The sequence below is a fragment of the Pelotomaculum propionicicum genome, from assembly GCF_004369225.1.
Lineage (GTDB): Bacteria > Bacillota > Desulfotomaculia > Desulfotomaculales > Pelotomaculaceae > Pelotomaculum_B > Pelotomaculum_B propionicicum.
This window is the reverse complement of the sequence record NZ_QFFZ01000028.1, coordinates 15145-33191: the sequence shown is the minus strand read 5'-3', so window position 1 is coordinate 33191 and position 18047 is coordinate 15145. Positions and strand designations below refer to the sequence as shown.

Genomic DNA, 18047 nt, shown 5'->3' with positions numbered 1-18047 from the left:
ATAGAATGAGCGCGCTGAATACCAGTGAGATTGGTACTATTAAAAAATTTTCTATAGTAAGAATGCCTGCTATAAATCCTATCAGCACCAGAAATGGAACAGAAATTTTGATAATCTCACCTCCAAAAGACAATTGTTAAATTTTTGTAATTTTTTCTTTCCCCCTTTGAACCTTTTTTGTCGCGTTACGTGCATCCAAGATAAGTTTGGCATGGTCGACAACCCATTGATATTCAATACAACTGTGGTCGGTTAAAATTAAAACGCTATCTGCTTTTGCTAATTCCTCTTCTGAGATACTGATACTTTCCATGTATTTGTCATTCTCACTTGAAAGCTGGAACCTTGGTACGTACGGGTCATAATAGACAACCTCCGCCTGGTTCTTATTAAGATAATCAATAATTTTTAAGGCAGGGGACTCCCTGACATCGTCAATGTCTTTTTTATAAGTGATACCAAGGATTAATATCCTTGAACCATTCAAACATTTCTTTTGTCTGTTAAGTACTGAGATTAATTTTTTAACAACATGTTCCGATGCCTGCATGTTAATCTCTTCTGCAAGATCGATGAAACGTGTGTGAAAATCAAAATCTTTAGCCTTCCAGGCCAGATAAACCGGATCAACCGGGATGCAGTGGCCCCCCACACCCGGGCCGGGAAAGAATGTTTGAATGCCGAAAGGCTTGGTTGCCGCGGCTTCCACAACCTCCCAGACATCTATGTTCATCCGGTCACACAGGATCATGAACTCGTTAACCAGAGCGATATTAACCGACCGGTAGGTGTTTTCAAAAATCTTTGTCATCTCTGCTGTGTCAGGGGAAGAAACCGGCACCACCTGCTTTAGACCCTGGCTGTAAAAGGTGCTCGCCATTTCACGGCACAAGGGCGTGACCCCGCCTACAACTTTTGAGATATCCCGCGTGGTATAGTATTTATTGCCGGGGTCCACCCTTTCGGGGGAGAAGCTCAAAAAAAAGTCACTTCCTACAGTAAGGCCTGAAGCCTCCAGAATAGGCAAAATCACTTCCTGGGTTGTGCCGGGGAAAGTAGTACTTTCAAGACTGATTAACTGGCCTTTTTTGATTTGATTGGCCACCTCTCTGGTAGCGGACAGGACAAAGGAAAGGTCCGGCACCCTCATTGATTTTAAGGGAGTCGGCACGCAGATAATGATAACATCGGCTTCCTTGATGTTATCAAACTGGCTGCTTGCTTTTAATCTTCCCCCTTCCACAAGTTTAAAAATGTCTTCACCGGCAACATCCCGGATGTAACTCTTACCGTTATTTATATGTTTTACTTTGCACGAATCCAAATCTATGCCCAGTACAGGGAAACCTATTTTGGCCTGTTCAACTGCCAGGGGCAAACCCACATAGCCCAGACCTATTATTGATACCTTTGCCGACCTGTTATAAATTTTCTCTCTTAAAACTTTTGCCGGATGCTCTCCAATATTTTCATTTACTGGCATATGCAAAGACACTCCTAAGCCGAATAGTTTTTTCTGAAGTTCAGTAACACTTTTTGCAGTAAGGAAATTATTTCTCGCTCCCTGAAAGAAAATTCTGCGCTCATAAAAGTGCTCAGAACATTTTCCAGGTTTGCAAAATCATATTTCCCCTTGGAAACACAAAAGATCCGGTCATGTACCGTAGTGACTATTCCCTCATCTTCGGTTGCCAGTTTTTCTGCCAGTTTCTCACCTGGACGCATGCCGGTATACTCTATGGGTATTTCAGAATAAGGTTCAAACCCTGACAGTCTGATTAGATTCTCCGCCAGATCCAGAATCCTGACCGGACTCCCCATGTCCAACAGGAAAATCTCCCCGCCCTTAGCCTGAACACCAGCCTGAATAACTAACTGCGCCGCTTCCACAGGAGTCATAAAATAACGTGTCATATCGGGGTGGGTTATGGTTACAGGGCCACCCCGCGCTATTTGTCTTTTGAACAAAGGAATCACACTGCCCCGGCTGCCCAGAACATTGCCAAAGCGCACAGCGACAAAACGGGTTTTTCCTCTTCTGCTCATACTTTGCATAATCATTTCCGCTACGCGTTTGGTCGCGCCCATTATACTAGTGGGGTTTACCGCTTTGTCCGTGGAAATGAGGACAAACGTTCCGGCGCCGTACTTGCAGGCAACCTCAGCCAAATTAAAGGTGCCGATAATGTTATTTTTCACTGCTTCGTCCGGACATCTTTCCATTAGGGGGACATGTTTATGCGCGGCGGCATGAAATACAACGTCAGGCCTATGCCGGTCAAATATGTGGTTAAGCCGCACCAGGTCTTTGATATCACCAATTTCAGGTGTCAGGCACAGCTCAGGAAAAGCTTCTCTCAGCTTAAGCTCAATTTCAAAAATACTGTTTTCACCGCGGCCGAGCAAAATTATCTCTTTTGGCGCAAACCTGGCAACCTGCTGGCTTATTTCTGATCCTATAGAGCCTCCGGCGCCTGTGACCAGCACATTCTTGTTTGTGAGGTAACCGGCTATCTTATCCACATCCAGAGCTACAGGTTTTCTGCCCAGCAGGTCTTCAACCTCTACGTTTCTTATCTTGCTGATTTTAATCTTACCTGTAATCAGATCGTAGAAGCCTGGCAGTATTTTAAGACGTGCTCTGGTCCGGTGACATATTGCGATAATCTGGCTGATAACCTGCCCTGAAGCTGAAGGTATGGCAATAATTATCTCTCTTATATTGTGGCGCTCAACCAGCGCCGGTATATCTTTCTTAGTGCCCAAAACCGGCAGTCCATGCAGTATCTTATTTTGTTTCTCAGGGTCATCATCCACATAGCCGACTGGTTCGAAGTCATCCCTATCCTGGCTTTTGCCGAGGACATCCGCTACAATTATGCCTGCCACCCCGGCTCCAACGATTAAAACCGGCTTAGCATTCCCTGCCACATCTTTACCCTCTTTCAACCCGGCTAAACCTTTAAATCACAACAAATTACATTTATTGCATGATATGCATACCGGCTGAAAAGGTGACTGAAGGCAGAGGTTGCGGCCATATTGAAAAACCCACCTTCCGGCCGGCCTTAATTAAGCGTGGCTCTAATTAGGATTTTCAAAATGAAACGGAAACCCTAATCTAAGTACCCAATATAAATTCCCTTAAGCAAAATGCCCGGCTCAGCAAGGTCGTCTTTATTTTTATTCAGCATATTTTTCACCCTGCCTGATAAAACTAAGTCGCAAAGAAGGAGGAATGTTTATGGACCAAAAAGTTACACTTTATACCACGCCTACTTGACCGCACTGCAGCCACGTGAAGGAGTTTCTTTCGCAAAAAGGTGTGAGTTACAACGAGCTTAATGTTGCTGAAAATGATCAAGCTAGAAATGAAATGATCAAGAAAACCGGCCGCATGGCCGTCCCCACAATAACAGTGGGAAATCAGGTTGTGGTAGGTTTCAACCGGTCCGAACTGGAAAGGCTGCTGCCGTAGAAAAGCCCACCTGCAGGTGGGCTTCCATCATTTTGTGTGAACTTTTATTCAAAACACAGGATTTGTTCCATAATCTCTCTGAATAACGGAGCGGCGGACTCGCCTCCGCTGCCACCTTCCTCTAACATAACAACCGCAATATAACGTGGATTGACACGGGGAGCATAACCGGCAAACCAGGCGTTAGTAGTGCTTTGGCCTGCAATTTGAGCAGACCCGGTCTTCCCGGCGCTGCCATAGACAGGCACCGCTGCTGCTTTTCCTGTGCCTTCGTCTACGACTGATTCCATCAGGCTGCGCAGTTTGCGGGCAGTTTCCTCTGATATAGCCGCCTTACCTGGATCTGCAACAAATTCCTCTTCCACGCCTCCACCGTTTTTACGGATCTCCTTAACCAGCCGGGGTTCACGGTATATTCCACCGGACACCATGGTGTTTACCAGAGAAGCTATCTGCAGCGGCGTGACTAAAACCGGCCCCTGGCCCACACTGCTGTTAACAAGATTATAAGGCGCTCCTATAAGGCTCAGATCCTGACGCCGGTCAATAGGCGCCGGGTAACCAATTACATTTTGGTTTTCTAAACCTAAACGCCTGGCATATTCAATGATTTTGGGAGCGCCCAGGTTTAGGCCAATTTGGACAAAAGAAGGGTTACAGGAATTGATAAAGGCATGGGCAAAGTCTATCTCACCATGACCGGCTTTTTCCCAGCAGCTAATCAGCTCCTCTTTTTCGCCGCTGCAGTAAAAATGACTGTTAAGACTTTCGGTGCCCTCTTCCAGCGCAGCCGCCGCAATCACTATTTTAAAAACAGAGCCCGGCTGGTAAAGTGAGACGCAGTGATCAATAAAACTACCATCCTCCCGGGCGCCAAACTTCTCAGGTTGAAACGGGTCAAAACGCGGGCTGCCGGCCATAGCCAGGATATCCCCGCTGCCGGCTTCCAGCACCACTACAGCTCCTTTTACTGACTTATGGTCCAAAGCGTCTTCAGCAATTTTTTGCATGCGGGCATCCAGAGTCAGGAGCAAGTCCCGCCTGCCCCTATCCAGGGTATTTTCTTCAACCTCAAAACCCGGGCCCCCCAGCAGCTTGCCTCTGGCGTCAGTAAATACCCTGACCGCCCGCTCCGGCCTTGCTCCTTTCAGTTTCTCCTCATAAATTAACTCAAGGCCTGTTTTTCCCACAAGATCATTATAGCGGTAAATTTTACGCGAGCTTTTAGTAAGGTTAAGATATTCCTCGCTGGAAGACATTCTGCCAAGGTACCCCAGCGTTTGTGGCGCCAGTGTCCGTTCTCCATAACGGAATTGGACAGGTAAAACCATCACGCCGGACCAGTTTTTCTGCCTGATGGCAGCTTTCTGGGCACTTGAAACTGTGTACGGCAGGCAGCCGGGACCTTGCTTAAGGTAATCATCTATCATAGAACGGTCTGCGCTCATAATATTTGCTAAACCGCTTGCTGTTTCAGGCTTGTCCGTAATAAGCCTAGGGAAAACTATTACCCTGTCTTCTACCCTTTCGCCGGTCAGAGGAACTGAGTTGCGGTCCAACAATTTGCCCCGCGGCGCGTCCTCCAGGGCTACCCAGAGACTGTCCTGTGCAAGCGCCAGGGAGTTATAGCGGTCACCATTCAAAATTTGTATTTGCCAAAGCGGGAATAACAATCCCACTAAACACATTAGAAAAATAAAAAAAATTTGGACCAGCCTCTTCTGCCTTAAAACGTTCAACACTAAACTTCCTTTCCGCAAAAAGCAGCCTAACTCCGGAGGTATCCTCCTTCGGCTTGTGCTATATGTTACTAGATTGACCAAATTAATATATATTTAAACAATTTACTGGAAAGTCTCAATGAATTCAGGATTAACAGCTTAATATCGATGAATGTAAATAATTTCACTAGAGACAACAAGATATAAAGAAAAAAATGCCCTTTGATATGGATAAGTGGTAACAATTTATCCACACCAAAGGGAGAAGAGAGGTAGAGTATTTAGTTAGGGGTAAAACTATTTAAATATTAAATGGAATTATCAATAACCTAAAAAAAATGAACTATATATATCTTAAAACATATATCATTTCAACTATACTTATTTTAACACTCTTGTACTAAAAACAAAAATCGCATGTTGTTATTTGTACTATAATTCACACTTATACTCGACAAAAAAGTACTTCTCCCCGGGTGAACACCACCTGGTCATAAACATCCCTGTTTTTTCAAGCAGTTTCCGCCAGAACCGCTTTTTCTTCTAACTGGCTGCTTCTCATCCTGTAATTTTCAGCCTGGCTCACCAGGTTCCTTGCCCACTGCGGCACAGATACAGCGTGCAGGTGGGTATAGCTGGCCATAACATTCTTATAAACCAGGCCGTCAATGCCATCACCCATGCCTGTTCCCCTTTTTACATTATAAGCGACGCCTGCCTGCCCAGGTTCAAGATTGATCAACCTTGAGTGATGGAATTCATGTCCTCTAATCACTTCACCAACATTGAAATAGGGGTTTTCTCCCGACACTTCCAACTCAACATAGCCGTGACCCTGAGGTTTATCCGACATAATCACGTCAAAAGGCAAGACTCCACACATTTGGTAGGTCTGATCGCGCCAAATCAGACTGCGCCCCAGGTACATCAATCCCCCACACTCCGCGTAAACCGGCAGGTTTTCTTCAACTTTCGCCTTTACCGCCCCACGCAACGATTTATTCTTTTCAAGTTCAGCCGCGAATAGTTCAGGAAAACCGCCGCCTATATACAAAGCGTCCACATCAGGCAATTCAGGGTCGTTCAGTGAATCAATATATAACAGCTCCGCTCCGGCTCCCTCCAGTGCTTCCAGGTTCTCACGGTAATAAAACGTGAAAGACTGATCTTTAAAGATACCAATTACCGGTTTTTCTTTTCTGCTATGAAGTTTATAAGTTTCTTTTCCTGATTTGATTTCATCATTAACTAAGACAGGCGGAGCAGATCTAGCTATTTCTACCAGTTTCTCAAGATCCAAGTGTTTAATAGCCGTTGTTTTCACTTCTTCCAGCACAGCATGAAGTGAAGCGGTTTCATTGGCGGGAATAAGGCCAAGGTGCCTGTTGGGAATTTTTAAGGCATTATTCTTCGGCATGGCTCCCAGGACTGGAATACCGCAATAATGTTCCACCGAAGAGCGCAGCATGCTTTCGTGCCTGGGGCGGGCTACATTGTTGAGGATAACCCCGGCAATAACCAAATCCGGGTCAAAGTGCTGAAATCCCATAACCATCGCGGCAACACTGCGGGTCATACGAGTTGTATCCACTACCAGTATCACCGGCGCGTTGATAGCCTTGGCCACTTCCCCGGTGCTGCCGCTGCCCGCCAGATCCACACCGTCAAAAATACCCATAGCTCCTTCAACAATGCTTATATCAGCACTCCGGGCATACTTTAAAAAAGATTGCTGCAGCGCCTCCCTGCCCATCATAAAGCTGTCCAAATTACAGCATTGTCTTCCTGTAACCATGGTTAACCAGCTGGGGTCGATATAATCAGGACCTTTTTTGAAAGGCTGTACCGTAAATCCTTTTGCAGTCAAACCTGACATGAGACCTACTGAGATGGTAGTCTTGCCTGAACGGCCCTGTGGCGCTGCTATAACCAAACGTGGCATGTTAGTAAGTTTTCCCATGGTTATCCTCCATTACTACGTCCAAAATGCTTTTTTATCCTACAACAACAGGCCGGTTGTATTTTTGAGGACTTGATAGTCCTCAAAAATACAACTTACTGGGGTTTCCTATTCATTACACGCAACCGGTCGGTTTTGGCAATCCGGCCAGTTTACAGGCCCCTTTGGCCGGCCCGGAAGGAAATAGCTCATACATGTGCTTGTTGCTGCAGCCGGTTTCTTTACAAAGCTTCCTTACCATCGGGGCAGTCTGAAACTTATTAAAGTAGTCACGCAGATAGTTGATGATGTTCCAGTGTTCATCAGTCAGCTCATCAATTTCTTCCAGAGCGGCAAATGCCATTACCACATCTTCATTCCAATCAGACGGATCTACAAGAAAACCATCCTCGTCTACTTCAATCTCTTTACCTTTGACGTTTATAGTCCCCATAAGTAGGCACCTCCTATTTCAATTTTTTCCTTAGTATTTAGCCGACTATCAATTTTTTATTAATCCCACACCAAAGCCTTGCCCAGTAAATCAATCAGGCCTTTTACCTCCACCCCCAGTTTGTGCTCTTCAACCATGGGATAAAGCTGTGCTTTACAGATGGAACACGGGGCACAGAGAATGCCGTCGCCATTAGCGTCTACACCGGTAGCCCGAACCTGATCGGCTTTTTTCTGTGAAAATTTTATTCTCAGCTGATACATTTCCGGATCGTCGAACAGTATAGCTGAACCTCCGCCGCAGCAAAAATTAAGGTGCTTATTTGGTGTCATTTCCCGGAAATCGGCGACACAGGCCCTCATAGTCGTTCTCAAGGTCTCCGCCATACCACAGGCGCGCACATAATTACACGGATCATGCAATGTGACCGGCTGGCTGTTTTTAGACGGATCCAGCTTTAATTGACCCGTTCTGACATAGTAGGAGGTCTCATCATGCAGGTGAGTAATAGGCCAGCGCACCGGTTTGTCCGCCATGGTAGGGATATACATCTTGGCGGCACGCCAGCCGTGGCCGCACTCACCCCAAACAATTTTCTTCACGCCAAGTTCTTCCGCCGCCTCCAGCAATCGGTTGACATTGCCCCGCTGGGTAGCTCTCTGGTCAAAAAGATAGCCAAAGTTGCCGGCTTCCGTGACAATACTGGGTATCGTATAATTAGCTCCAATGTATTTAAAGAACATAGCGGCGCCCATCAGGGTGTACGGGTTAACGAGAAAATCAGCTGAAGATGGTATATACAAGATATCTGAATCTGGTTTATCTACCGGGAACTCGACCTCCACACCGAATTCTTCCTGGCATTCTTCAGCCAGAAACTCCAGGGTGTCCTCGATACTCGGTTTCAACAGCCCAACGTGGTTGCCCGTCTTTGCCATCGCTATACCGCCCCCGGCATGCAGCTTAGGCACTAGGCCCAGCCAGGTCAGGATCTGACGGCCGATAAAGGTAACCTCACAGGTATCAATGCCAAACGGGCAGGCAACCGCGCACCTGCGGCATTCGTTGCACTGGTAAAAATACGAATACCACTGTTCTATAACATCAAGACTGAGATCCTCCGCCCCTGCCAGTTTTCCGAAGTACCGTCCTTCAGGGGTAAAATAGCGTTTATAAATCTTGCGGATCAGATCCGCGCGATTTGTTGGTATGTTGTTGGGGTCCCTGGTGCCAAGGTAGGTATGGCAGTTCTCGGCGCAGGCCCCGCACTTAACACAGGATTCCATGGCATAAACAAATGACCGGTATTTTTTACGCATCTCATCCAGATGCTGCAGGGCTACTTCTACCTTTTTGTCATCAGGCACAGGGAGTATGTGTAAGGACTTGAGTTCTTTTTCATTAGCCCTAACAGGCTGGGATAAACCTTTAACGGCTGGCATTAGCTTACACTCCCCTTTCCCAACGAGCTTCCACAACAGGCACGTTCTTCAACAAGTCTGGCCCGGTCATGCCCGGCGCAGGGTTCTGATAAGGCCGGTTTTGGATATATCTGTTGCCGAACATACCGAAAAGGTGCATCAGTTTGCTGAATGGAAATACTACCATTAATATTTGCACCAGAAGTAAATGTGTAGCAAACAGCGGTTTATGCAGCACCTCAGCGTTGGCGGGAATTGGCTGCAGCAGGATCAATTGGGTAACATATTCCTTTACCGGGGCGTATTCTATACCAACACCCGGGAACAGGCGCATAAAATTACCTACGGAAACTATCGCTATCAGGAGTAACAGGTGCAGGTAATCACTGGTCAGGCTGACTTTCTTTACATAATCAACCGCCAGGCGCCGGTATAACAGGTAAAGTAAAGCCAAAAAGATCAAAATTCCGAAGATGAGTCCCAGATAGCTGGACATTTGCTCACTGGTATGCTCGGTTATGCCGGGTATGAAAGCAAAATGCTTGCCTAAAAAATAAATGCCCGTCAAGTGTCCGCCGAGAATAGCCCCAAGGGCGACATGCATCGGCCAGGCCCCTACCCATAAGCCCCGGTTAAGGTTGAAGAGGCTTTTAAATAAGACTATTTCAGTTCCTGCCTCCGCCACGGCGCCGGTCACCCCAGACGCAAAGTTGGGAGTGCTCAAAGTAATGTTGTGAACAATCCTGGCTCCGGCCCACCGGCCCAAACGGTAGATAACTCCAGCGGTAAATATGACAACAGTGATGTAAGGAAGTACTTGTAAGATCATAAAAGACAATTGGGTGCACACCTCCTGTGAGCAAAACCTGGAAGACCAAATCATTCAATACTTTAAAGCAGCTAAAGCTCGGTTACGGTTACGGCATCGTGCGGGCACGAAGCGACGCAGGTCTCGCAGCCTAAGCAGTCGGAAGGTTCACCGCTCATAACAGCTTTTCCATCCTCCAGCGACAACAGACTTGCCGGGCAAGCCCCGCAACATTCTCCACAACCCTGGCAGCTATCACTGTCAATGTTTACCATATACATATTTGCGAGCCTCCTCTTAATTTTTTTTTATAACTAAGGCTGCCGCGACGGGTGGCAGCCTTAGTCTGGCATCCCTGTGCTACTTGACTAGTTTCACGTAGGAAGTACCGATATACAGAAATTCCACTTTACCTTCTTTAGCTAGTTCCTTGACAATCTTGTCCACATCTGATTTCTTTTCTTTCAGGTTATCGGCCATGTCCCTGGTTTTAGTTTTATCAACCTTACCGAGATACTCAATAACTTTTGCCCTCAGATCCTCACTCAATTCTTCACCCCCTGGTTTATTACCACTTGAAGTTAGTGGTACTCCTGAATGACGGTACAGAGAAGATGAAATCATCAATATGTTTGTCTGTAAACGGCAAACCTGTCAGCTTAAAGAAAGACTCCCAGCCTATCCTGTCGATCCACTCGCCGTACCGCTCGCCCGGCCTGGCATTGGCAGCCCACACGTCAATCAGGTTCTTAATCGCATCAACAACTTCCGGCCAGCGGGGCGGGTTATTCGGCAGATAAGGTACGGCCAGCCTGGAAAACATCGGGCCAGTCCTGGCATTGGAGACCTTACCGCCAACCAGCAGCGCCACACCATCATTATCCGGGTCGGCAATCGGCATGGACGGGCACATAGTAAAGCAGTTACCGCAGTACATGCATTTCTCGGGGTTGACTTCCACACTCTTCAGTTTTGGGTTGGGTTTGATTGCGCCGGTGGGGCAACTCGCGATTAGAGTCGGGATCTCGCACTGTTTCTGAACCATTTCGTGGTTGATCTTCGGTAGGGTCCGGTGAATGCCCAGAATAGCTATATCCGAGCAGTGCACCGCTCCGCACATGTTCAGACAGCAGGCCAGGGAAATTTTGAGCGGCGCGGGCAAGGTCATTGATGTATAGTAGTCATAAATTTCATCCATAACCGCCTTCACGATGCCGGAAGCGTCCGTAGCCGCGGAGTGGCAGTGTACCCAGCCCTGGGTATGGATAATATTTTTGAGGCTGTTGCCGGTGCCGCCTACTGGTAATCCTTTTTCTTTCAATTCATTCAGCAGCGGTTCAACATTCTTTTCATCAGATACCAGAAACTCTACGTTGTGACGGGAGGTGAACCTGAGATAACCGCCACAGTATTTATCAGCTATGTCGCAGTACTCCAGGATCTTATCCATGCTGAGCAGACGCGCGGAACCCACCCTAACGCTGTATAATACATCGCCGCTCTTCGCAACATGTTTTAACACGCCTGGTTTGACTATTTCGTGATATTTCCAACTGCCATAGTTTTCCTTTATTACAGGAGGAAGAAACTGCTCGTAATTTGGAGGCCCCAGATCTGTTTTAGGCACTTCTCTTCACTCTCCTTATGTTTTATTTTTTCTTCGTTTACCAATTGATTTACTTGTTGATTTCCTCAGGCCACCAGAAGAAGTACGGGTTGGCCCTGGGGGCGGCAACCATCTGCGGCACCGGATCCAGTCCGATATCACGCAGGAATACGCGCATCCCTTTACGGTAAATTAACTCTCCGACGCGCTCACGCATCTTGCCGTTCTCATCCCACCACTCCCAGATCTTCCGCAAAAGATCTTTTACTTCGTCATAAGGAGGTTCCATCTTCATAAAAGGAACAAGTACCCACGAAAGGAAGGCCGATTTTAGAATAGTGGCTTTACCACCGATCAGAATTGTGGCGCCTTTTTCCTGGCCGACACTCAAAGCCTTCGGCATCTTATTGATGCAATGCATGCATCTTACGCATTCTTCACTTTTTATGGAAAGGGTCTTGCCGTCCCACTCAAGCGCGTTGCTGGGGCACTTTTCCACTACCATGCCTTTTATGTCATATCCGTTGTTGGCATAGGCCCTTACCTCTGCCTGGTCGATATTCAATGTGTCACGCCAGGTGCCGACAATAGAGAAATCTGCTCTAGCCACAGAGGCAACACAGTCGTTAGCGCATCCGGATACTTTTATTTTAAATTTATAAGGCCACATTGGGCGGTGCAGTTCGTCCTGGAACTCCTGGGTAAGGTTATAACAGATATCCAGGGTATCGATGCAGGCGTTCTCGCACCTGGCAGGTCCGACACAGCAGCTTGGAGACCGCAGGTCCGAACCGGAGCCGCCGAGATCCCAACCTTTTTCACTAAACTCATTAAAAGCGGGTTGCAAATTCTGGGTGGTAGTGCCCAGGAGTATGATATCACCGGTGGCGCCGTGCATATTGGTGAGGCCGCTGCCAAATTTGTCCCATGTCTTGAGAATGTCTCTCAGCGCGTCAGTCGTATAAAACCACCCGCTGGGCTGGTTAATACGCATAGTATGAAATTCCGCCACATTGGGGAATTCCTCAGGCTTGTCTGAATAACGCCCGATAACGCCGCCGCCGTAACCGGTAACACCTACAATACCGCCGTGTTTCCAGTGTCCTTTCTTTTCAGCGTAGGACAACTCGAGCTGGTCAAGAACATCCTTGACGGCCGGCTTTTTTTCGGCCAGTTTTTTCATATCAGTAACAAAACTCGGCCATGGTCCTTTTTCAAGCTCATCCAAGAGAGGAGTTTTTTTATCCTCGCTCATTCTTACACCTCCAAAGTTATTAATACAGTATAAAACACCGGTCTTTATGATTAGACTTTATATCACCCTCCTATTATATTAGTAACATTTGTTGATCAATAGGAATACTTTATTATGAAAATATACTGATATCCAAGACAAATACAGAGTCTTTAAATTAGACCAGCGTTAAGACCTCACTGGCTCCGCCGTTCATAATATATTTTCTGAATTCGTAGCAAGCCTTGGACTCAAAACGCTCTTTACGTCTGACAACGGTAAAGCTGCGTGTTTTCTTCAAATCCTTGATCCTGATTATTTTTAAAGTGCCCAGCTTCAACTCCTTGCGCAGCGCCCACTTTGAAAGCATGGCCACACCCATTCCCGCTTCCACAGCCTCTTTGATCGCCTGGGTACTTCCCAGTGTAATAAGATTAACAGGTTTTAGGGATATCTCCTGCAAAACTTCCTCCAGCGCGATTCTGGTGCCGGATCCCTCTTCCCTCATAATAAAAGTTTCGTTCTCTAAATCCTCACGTGTTATATATTTGCTTTTAGCCAGGGGATGTTGTTTTGAAACGATGAAGACCATCTCATCCTGTGAGAATTCTTCGATAATGAGCTGTTTATCCTCAATGTGTCCTTCAACTACCCCGAGATCTATTGAACCTTCCAGGGCTCTTTCATGGATTAATTCTGTATTGCCAATAGTTACTGAATATTTAACCTGGGGATATTTTTTTGAAAACGCTGCCAGCACTCGCGGCAAAACATATTCACCTATGGTGAAACTGGCTCCAATCCTCAGTTCTCCCGTAACCATCTCTACCAGGTCAGCCACCGCTCTCTTGGCCAGCATATGCAGCTTAAGGATTTCAGAAGCGCAGCTGTACAGCGCGGCGCCGGCCTGGGTCAGCTCAACTTTTTTACTGGACCTTTCAAATAACTTGGCCCCGTAATAGTCCTCCAGAGCCTGGATATTCTGGCTAATCGCCGGCTGGGTTATATTTAAAAGCTGAGCGGCCCTGGAGAAGTTTTTTTTTCCGCTACTGTTACAAATATAAACAACTGGTAATCAAGCATTTTCATGCCCCCCGGTTAAACCGAAATTTTTTTCTATCTATTATTTAAGCTTATTTTAGCATCACTATACTGAAAACAAAAATCGTATGTTGTTATTTAAACTATAACCTCAGCTTATCATTGGCGGCAGCTTCTTATAATGCGATATAGTGACACTCCTGCCTTGGTAATCCTGCAAGTTTAAGCTTTTTACGGCCGCTGCGGCAGCTGGTTATTTTTGTGCTATTCCTCCCTGTTGGTATTATAATTTATTATTCTCATTAATAAATACATGCCTTTATGCTTTGCTAACCCTCATTATCGCCTTCCTGAAAATAATTACACGCCACACCTTTGTCAGAAGGTGTTCTTAAATATCCCACACCTGTCCAGATTAAAACAGCCGCGAATAATATGCGAAGTAAACTCTCTGAGAGGATATAGGCCAGACTTGCTCCCAGGTACGTACCTATAAGAATACCGGGAATAAGCCCCTTCAAAATGCCGGTATCAATGTTTCCGAGGCGCCTTTGGGTTAAAGCCCCGGCTCCCCCAGCGGGGATCATGGCCAGGAGAGAACTGCCCTGCGCGGTATGCTGGGTAATGCCGGCCAACACAACCATAGAGGGAACCATGATCGTACCCCCTCCCACTCCCATCATACCGGAGAGAAAGCCAGTTAAGGCGCCTGTCAACAGGAGTATTATTATTTTTGGCAAGCCCGCCGCCGGGTCGTCACCACTATTAAGATAAGGCTTCAAGAGCAGCATCAGGGTGACCAGGAGCATAAACCCCCCGAAAAATCTCTTGAGCTTCCATTCAGGCAGGGCGTGGGCTACGTATGCCCCAGCCCTGGTAGTGAATATGGCGGTTGATGCCAATAGCACAGATGCCAGTATATCTACCGACCCCTTGAATGCATAAATAAGAGTCCCCGCTACGCCGGTGAAAACCAGCGCCACCAGGCTAGTGCCGGAGGCCTTGTGCAGTCCCGTTTTCAGGATTCCGGCCAGCAGGGGAACCATGATCACGCCGCCGCCCAGACCAAAAAGCCCGCCGAAAAGGCCCGCGGCCAGGCCAATCAAGAAACTCATTTAGTAAATACCTCGTAAGATATGGTTTCATCAAAAATATTTGGTGTTTTTAAATTTATTATTCAGCTGGGATTTGCATTTATAGGGTGAGTCTATCATGAAAAAGATTGGAGGGGAAATAACCGGTGGTAATGGAGAAAATAATAGAAACTTATAAAGGAAGCTTCGTGGCAGGATAATTAGAGTTTAAGATATTTCCCAGAAGGCAGTGCTGCTAATTATTCCTGCAATGAGAATTCTGAGGACTTAAAGGAAAAATAAATGGGGTTACACTTGACAAGCAAATAACTGCGGTAGTCATTGTTTGAACCACCACAGTCATTTACTGGTGTTTAAAGGGGGGCTTCCACTATAAACATTTCTCTCATAACCACAGAAATGAGGGGATTTTGTATTTTTACAACTTGCCCTTATTTACTGGGATTGACTGGTTATTTCTATAAACTTACCGTGCCAGTATCTCTTCTCCTGTAGCGTTGATATCTTCCAAACTCCTTTTACCGGTACTCTCACCAATGAACAGTACAAGAATAGCCGGTACCGCATAAAGTGTCGCCAGGAGGAGAAATATCCCTTTTATTCCGTAGGCAACGGCCAAAGCCGGAATATACAGCATTGCGGCGGATGTCGACAACCGGGCGGAACCGAACATAATTCCCGTGGCGGTACTTCTTACCTTGGTGGGATATGACTCGGCCAAGTAAGTCCACAGCAAGGTCATTACGCCAGTGGCAACCATAGTTTTAGCAAATCCGCTGACCATTTGAACCCAGGGTGTCATATCATAAGCCATTATCAGTGTAATTCCCGCGCATAGGAGCGCAAGAATTATTATAGGAATTTTACGCCCGCCCCTGTCGGATATTAATGAAGTCGCCGCGTCACCAAATGGAAAAGCATAGGCCTGTACTGCCGCTATCATTAGAGAAAGCTGGGTCGTAAATCCGAATTCTTTTAATAAAGTGGGATACCAGGCCGCTTTTAAGAAAATAGCCACTGTTATACCATTAGCCAAGATGAATAATACTATGGTCCGCTTTAAATATGCCGCATGAAACATAACCCTTAAAGCGTCAATAACCCCAGCCTTCTTTTCATCCGCCACAACCAACTCGATCTTTCTGCCTGGAACAACCTCTTCAATTATTTTAGCCGCTTCTGAAATCTTCCCTTTAGATACCAACCAACGCGGGGACTCTTTAAGCCAGGAAAGTCCCACAGGAATAAGCAGAATGGACAAACCACCTAAAATGAAAACAAAGCGCCAGCCATCAAGGCCTTGAGGTATAACCCACTTGGCAAATGTCGCGCAGACAGGTATACCGGCCGTACCGAAAGCTATGGTTAAAGCTTGATATTTACCCCTAGTAGCAGCTGGCAACATTTCTGAAATATACACCATCGCTATGACAACCATACCTATAACGCCAAATCCTGTCATAAACCTTGAAACACAGAACATGTGATAATTGTTTGTTAAACCGTTGGCTATCGAAGCAATGGAAAAAATAGCTATACATGATAACAATCCATTTTTGCGACCTATTTTATCTGCCAGCCATCCTCCAAAAATTGCTCCGAAAAACATGCCCAGGAAAGCTAAAGCGTTAATATCCCCGATCTGTTTCATCGTCAAGCCCATAACTTCCCTCAACTTAGGGGCCACATAACTGAAAGTGTTATTATCCATCTGGTCGAAGAAATAGGCTATTGCCGCAAACCACAGAAATTTCTTCTGTACTTTTCCGATTGGCGCGTTGTCAAAATACTGATTACTGCTTACTTTAACCGCTGCCTCACCCATAATGACCCTCCATTAAAAATATTCTGATGGATTTGACCTATACAGATGTTTACCCAGTCAATAAATAATGATGTTAAATTACGATACCTTACGCCTTGCCTGCCACCTAAAATCATTCAATTGAATTATACACCCAAGATATTAAATTTTGATTTTAGAATATTTGCCACTACTTCACTTATAGGATGCACATGTGGAGATTTTCACAATTAACTACTAATTATAGCAATTTTTGCATTAAGTTATCATTAGCTCATCACCTCAGATAGATTATACCCGGTGTGAAATTTTTTGACTAATTGGATAATAATATATTAGCCTCTTTGTTATTGCCTTTGCCTATAACCCTGAAAAGCAAGATGAGTAGGGTCTCCCAAGGCAATTCTTCTCGGATTGCAAACCTCTAACTCATCTCCGTCAAAATTAGCTTATTATTTTAAAGGAACAAAATCGTATTTGGAGGTATTCTTTACAAGTGTTTTCTGCAAAAATACCGAAGAATGGGCATACAAATAGTTAATATTTATCCAACAAGTGTATTAATCTTATCCTTGATTTGTTCTTCTTCCAGTTGACCCGCTAATTTACCCTGATACTCGCCGTCTTTAAAAAACAGGAGCGAAGGTACGCCTCTCAGCGAAAATCTATTGTATAAATCTTTTTCTTCCTCTACATCAACACTATAAAAGCCAAATTTACCAACATACTCTTCGGCAATATCTTCGACTAACGGGATTACTTCTTTGCAAACATGGCAGCTTTTTCTGGAAAAAGCAACCAGGCAGGTTTCACAGTTATCGTACACTACTTCTTCAAAAGTCACTGCATTTAGCTTCTTAAGTTCCATCAATTCCACTCCCTCTTTACTCTGAATAATTTAACGAATTTTTAGCAGCGATTCTTTTGCAGTTGCCCGAAATGAGCTGTAATGACAGTTCTAAATATCCTCATCAAAGATTTGGTAAACCGGCGCGCCCTCACACTGTGCCGGGAATCTCACGCCACCCAGTATGGCCATGGTCGGCGCGACATCAACCTGTCTGATCACACGATCCACAAAAACTCCTTTTTTGAAACCGGCACCCGCCGCTATAAATATCGGGGATACTGATGTGTCCGCATAACCGCCATAAGTCGGGAGAGAATCCCCGTGGGTTGCGTTAAAACCTTCATCCACGAAATAGATTATGTCACCGGATTCAGGCCCGCTCAAACCTAAAACCGCCGCGTCTTTGTTCCTTAATGCCGCTTCCCCCCTTAATATATTAAAAAAATTATATTACGCGTAAAATTTTTTTGCCAATTGGCAATTTATATATGAAGCTAGCGGCTATAGTTATTGCCTTTAGCGACAGCCTGAAAGAATCAGGCTTTCCACAATGACACCTCTAACGCGAAAAGACTATTACGAAGAACCCGGTCTTTG

Annotated in this window: 16 protein-coding genes and 1 pseudogene; 1 reads left to right on the top strand and 16 read right to left on the bottom strand. The window is 45.8% G+C overall.

Features of this window, described 5'->3' with window-relative positions:
• Nucleotides 1–136 precede the first annotated feature (136 nt).
• Nucleotides 137–1483 carry a nucleotide sugar dehydrogenase gene (locus Pmgp_RS12240; RefSeq protein WP_134214273.1) on the bottom strand — a complete coding sequence of 449 codons (1347 nt, stop codon included), beginning with the start codon at nucleotides 1481–1483 and terminating at the stop codon, nucleotides 137–139.
• 14 nt (nucleotides 1484–1497) lie between these two features.
• Nucleotides 1498–2931, bottom strand: a complete 1434-nt coding sequence (locus tag Pmgp_RS12235; protein ID WP_134214272.1) for a polysaccharide biosynthesis protein — start codon at nucleotides 2929–2931, stop codon at nucleotides 1498–1500.
• Nucleotides 2932–3244: 313 nt separating this feature from the next.
• Here Pmgp_RS12235 and Pmgp_RS12230 point away from each other — a divergent pair, with 313 nt between their 5' ends.
• Nucleotides 3245–3478 carry a glutaredoxin family protein gene (locus tag Pmgp_RS12230; RefSeq protein ID WP_134214271.1) on the top strand — a complete coding sequence of 78 codons (234 nt, stop codon included), beginning with the start codon at nucleotides 3245–3247 and terminating at the stop codon, nucleotides 3476–3478.
• A gap of 44 nt (nucleotides 3479–3522) precedes the next feature.
• On the opposite strand, the gene Pmgp_RS12225 is transcribed toward Pmgp_RS12230, so the two are convergent.
• From Pmgp_RS12225 to Pmgp_RS12160, 14 genes and pseudogenes are all read right to left on the bottom strand, one after another.
• Nucleotides 3523–5121: a peptidoglycan D,D-transpeptidase FtsI family protein gene (locus Pmgp_RS12225; RefSeq protein ID WP_192902916.1), complete on the bottom strand. Its 1599-nt coding sequence runs from the start codon at nucleotides 5119–5121 to the stop codon at nucleotides 3523–3525.
• A 589-nt stretch (nucleotides 5122–5710) separates the two neighbouring features.
• On the bottom strand, nucleotides 5711–7159 hold the full coding sequence (locus Pmgp_RS12220) for a cobyrinic acid a,c-diamide synthase CobB (protein ID WP_134214269.1): 1449 nt from the start codon (nucleotides 7157–7159) through the stop codon (nucleotides 5711–5713).
• Between the two features lie 115 nt (nucleotides 7160–7274).
• Entirely contained in the window at nucleotides 7275–7592 is a 318-nt protein-coding gene (locus tag Pmgp_RS12215) for a TusE/DsrC/DsvC family sulfur relay protein (protein ID WP_134214268.1), read from the bottom strand.
• Nucleotides 7593–7651: 59 nt separating this feature from the next.
• Nucleotides 7652–9034 (bottom strand): sulfate reduction electron transfer complex DsrMKJOP subunit DsrK, encoded by a 1383-nt coding sequence (gene dsrK / locus Pmgp_RS12210; RefSeq protein WP_134214267.1) that lies wholly within the window; start codon nucleotides 9032–9034, stop codon nucleotides 7652–7654.
• A 4-nt stretch (nucleotides 9035–9038) separates the two neighbouring features.
• Nucleotides 9039–9842: a respiratory nitrate reductase subunit gamma gene (locus Pmgp_RS12205; protein ID WP_243119832.1), complete on the bottom strand. Its 804-nt coding sequence runs from the start codon at nucleotides 9840–9842 to the stop codon at nucleotides 9039–9041.
• 71 nt (nucleotides 9843–9913) lie between these two features.
• The gene (locus Pmgp_RS12200) at nucleotides 9914–10102 is read right to left on the bottom strand and encodes a 4Fe-4S dicluster domain-containing protein (protein ID WP_134214265.1); all 189 of its coding nucleotides are present in this window, start codon (nucleotides 10100–10102) and stop codon (nucleotides 9914–9916) included.
• Nucleotides 10103–10181: 79 nt separating this feature from the next.
• Nucleotides 10182–10370, bottom strand: a complete 189-nt coding sequence (locus Pmgp_RS12195) for a hypothetical protein (RefSeq protein WP_134214264.1) — start codon at nucleotides 10368–10370, stop codon at nucleotides 10182–10184.
• Between the two features lie 19 nt (nucleotides 10371–10389).
• Nucleotides 10390–11448 carry a dissimilatory-type sulfite reductase subunit beta gene (gene dsrB, locus Pmgp_RS12190; RefSeq protein WP_134214263.1) on the bottom strand — a complete coding sequence of 353 codons (1059 nt, stop codon included), beginning with the start codon at nucleotides 11446–11448 and terminating at the stop codon, nucleotides 10390–10392.
• Nucleotides 11449–11497: 49 nt separating this feature from the next.
• Nucleotides 11498–12682, bottom strand: a complete 1185-nt coding sequence (dsrA, locus tag Pmgp_RS12185) for a dissimilatory-type sulfite reductase subunit alpha (RefSeq protein ID WP_134214262.1) — start codon at nucleotides 12680–12682, stop codon at nucleotides 11498–11500.
• A 157-nt stretch (nucleotides 12683–12839) separates the two neighbouring features.
• Complete coding sequence (locus Pmgp_RS12180) at nucleotides 12840–13520, bottom strand: LysR substrate-binding domain-containing protein (RefSeq protein ID WP_243119828.1); 681 nt, start codon at nucleotides 13518–13520, stop codon at nucleotides 12840–12842.
• A gap of 511 nt (nucleotides 13521–14031) precedes the next feature.
• A complete protein-coding gene (locus Pmgp_RS12175; RefSeq protein ID WP_134214260.1) occupies nucleotides 14032–14817 on the bottom strand; it encodes a sulfite exporter TauE/SafE family protein in 786 nt (261 codons plus the stop codon).
• 445 nt (nucleotides 14818–15262) lie between these two features.
• A complete protein-coding gene (locus Pmgp_RS12170) occupies nucleotides 15263–16621 on the bottom strand; it encodes an MFS transporter (RefSeq protein ID WP_134214259.1) in 1359 nt (452 codons plus the stop codon).
• 523 nt (nucleotides 16622–17144) lie between these two features.
• Nucleotides 17145–17468 carry a thioredoxin family protein gene (locus Pmgp_RS12165; protein WP_134214258.1) on the bottom strand — a complete coding sequence of 108 codons (324 nt, stop codon included), beginning with the start codon at nucleotides 17466–17468 and terminating at the stop codon, nucleotides 17145–17147.
• 90 nt (nucleotides 17469–17558) lie between these two features.
• A pseudogene (locus Pmgp_RS12160) lies at nucleotides 17559–17867 on the bottom strand (alkaline phosphatase family protein); the annotation flags it as partial.
• Nucleotides 17868–18047: the final 180 nt, after the last annotated feature.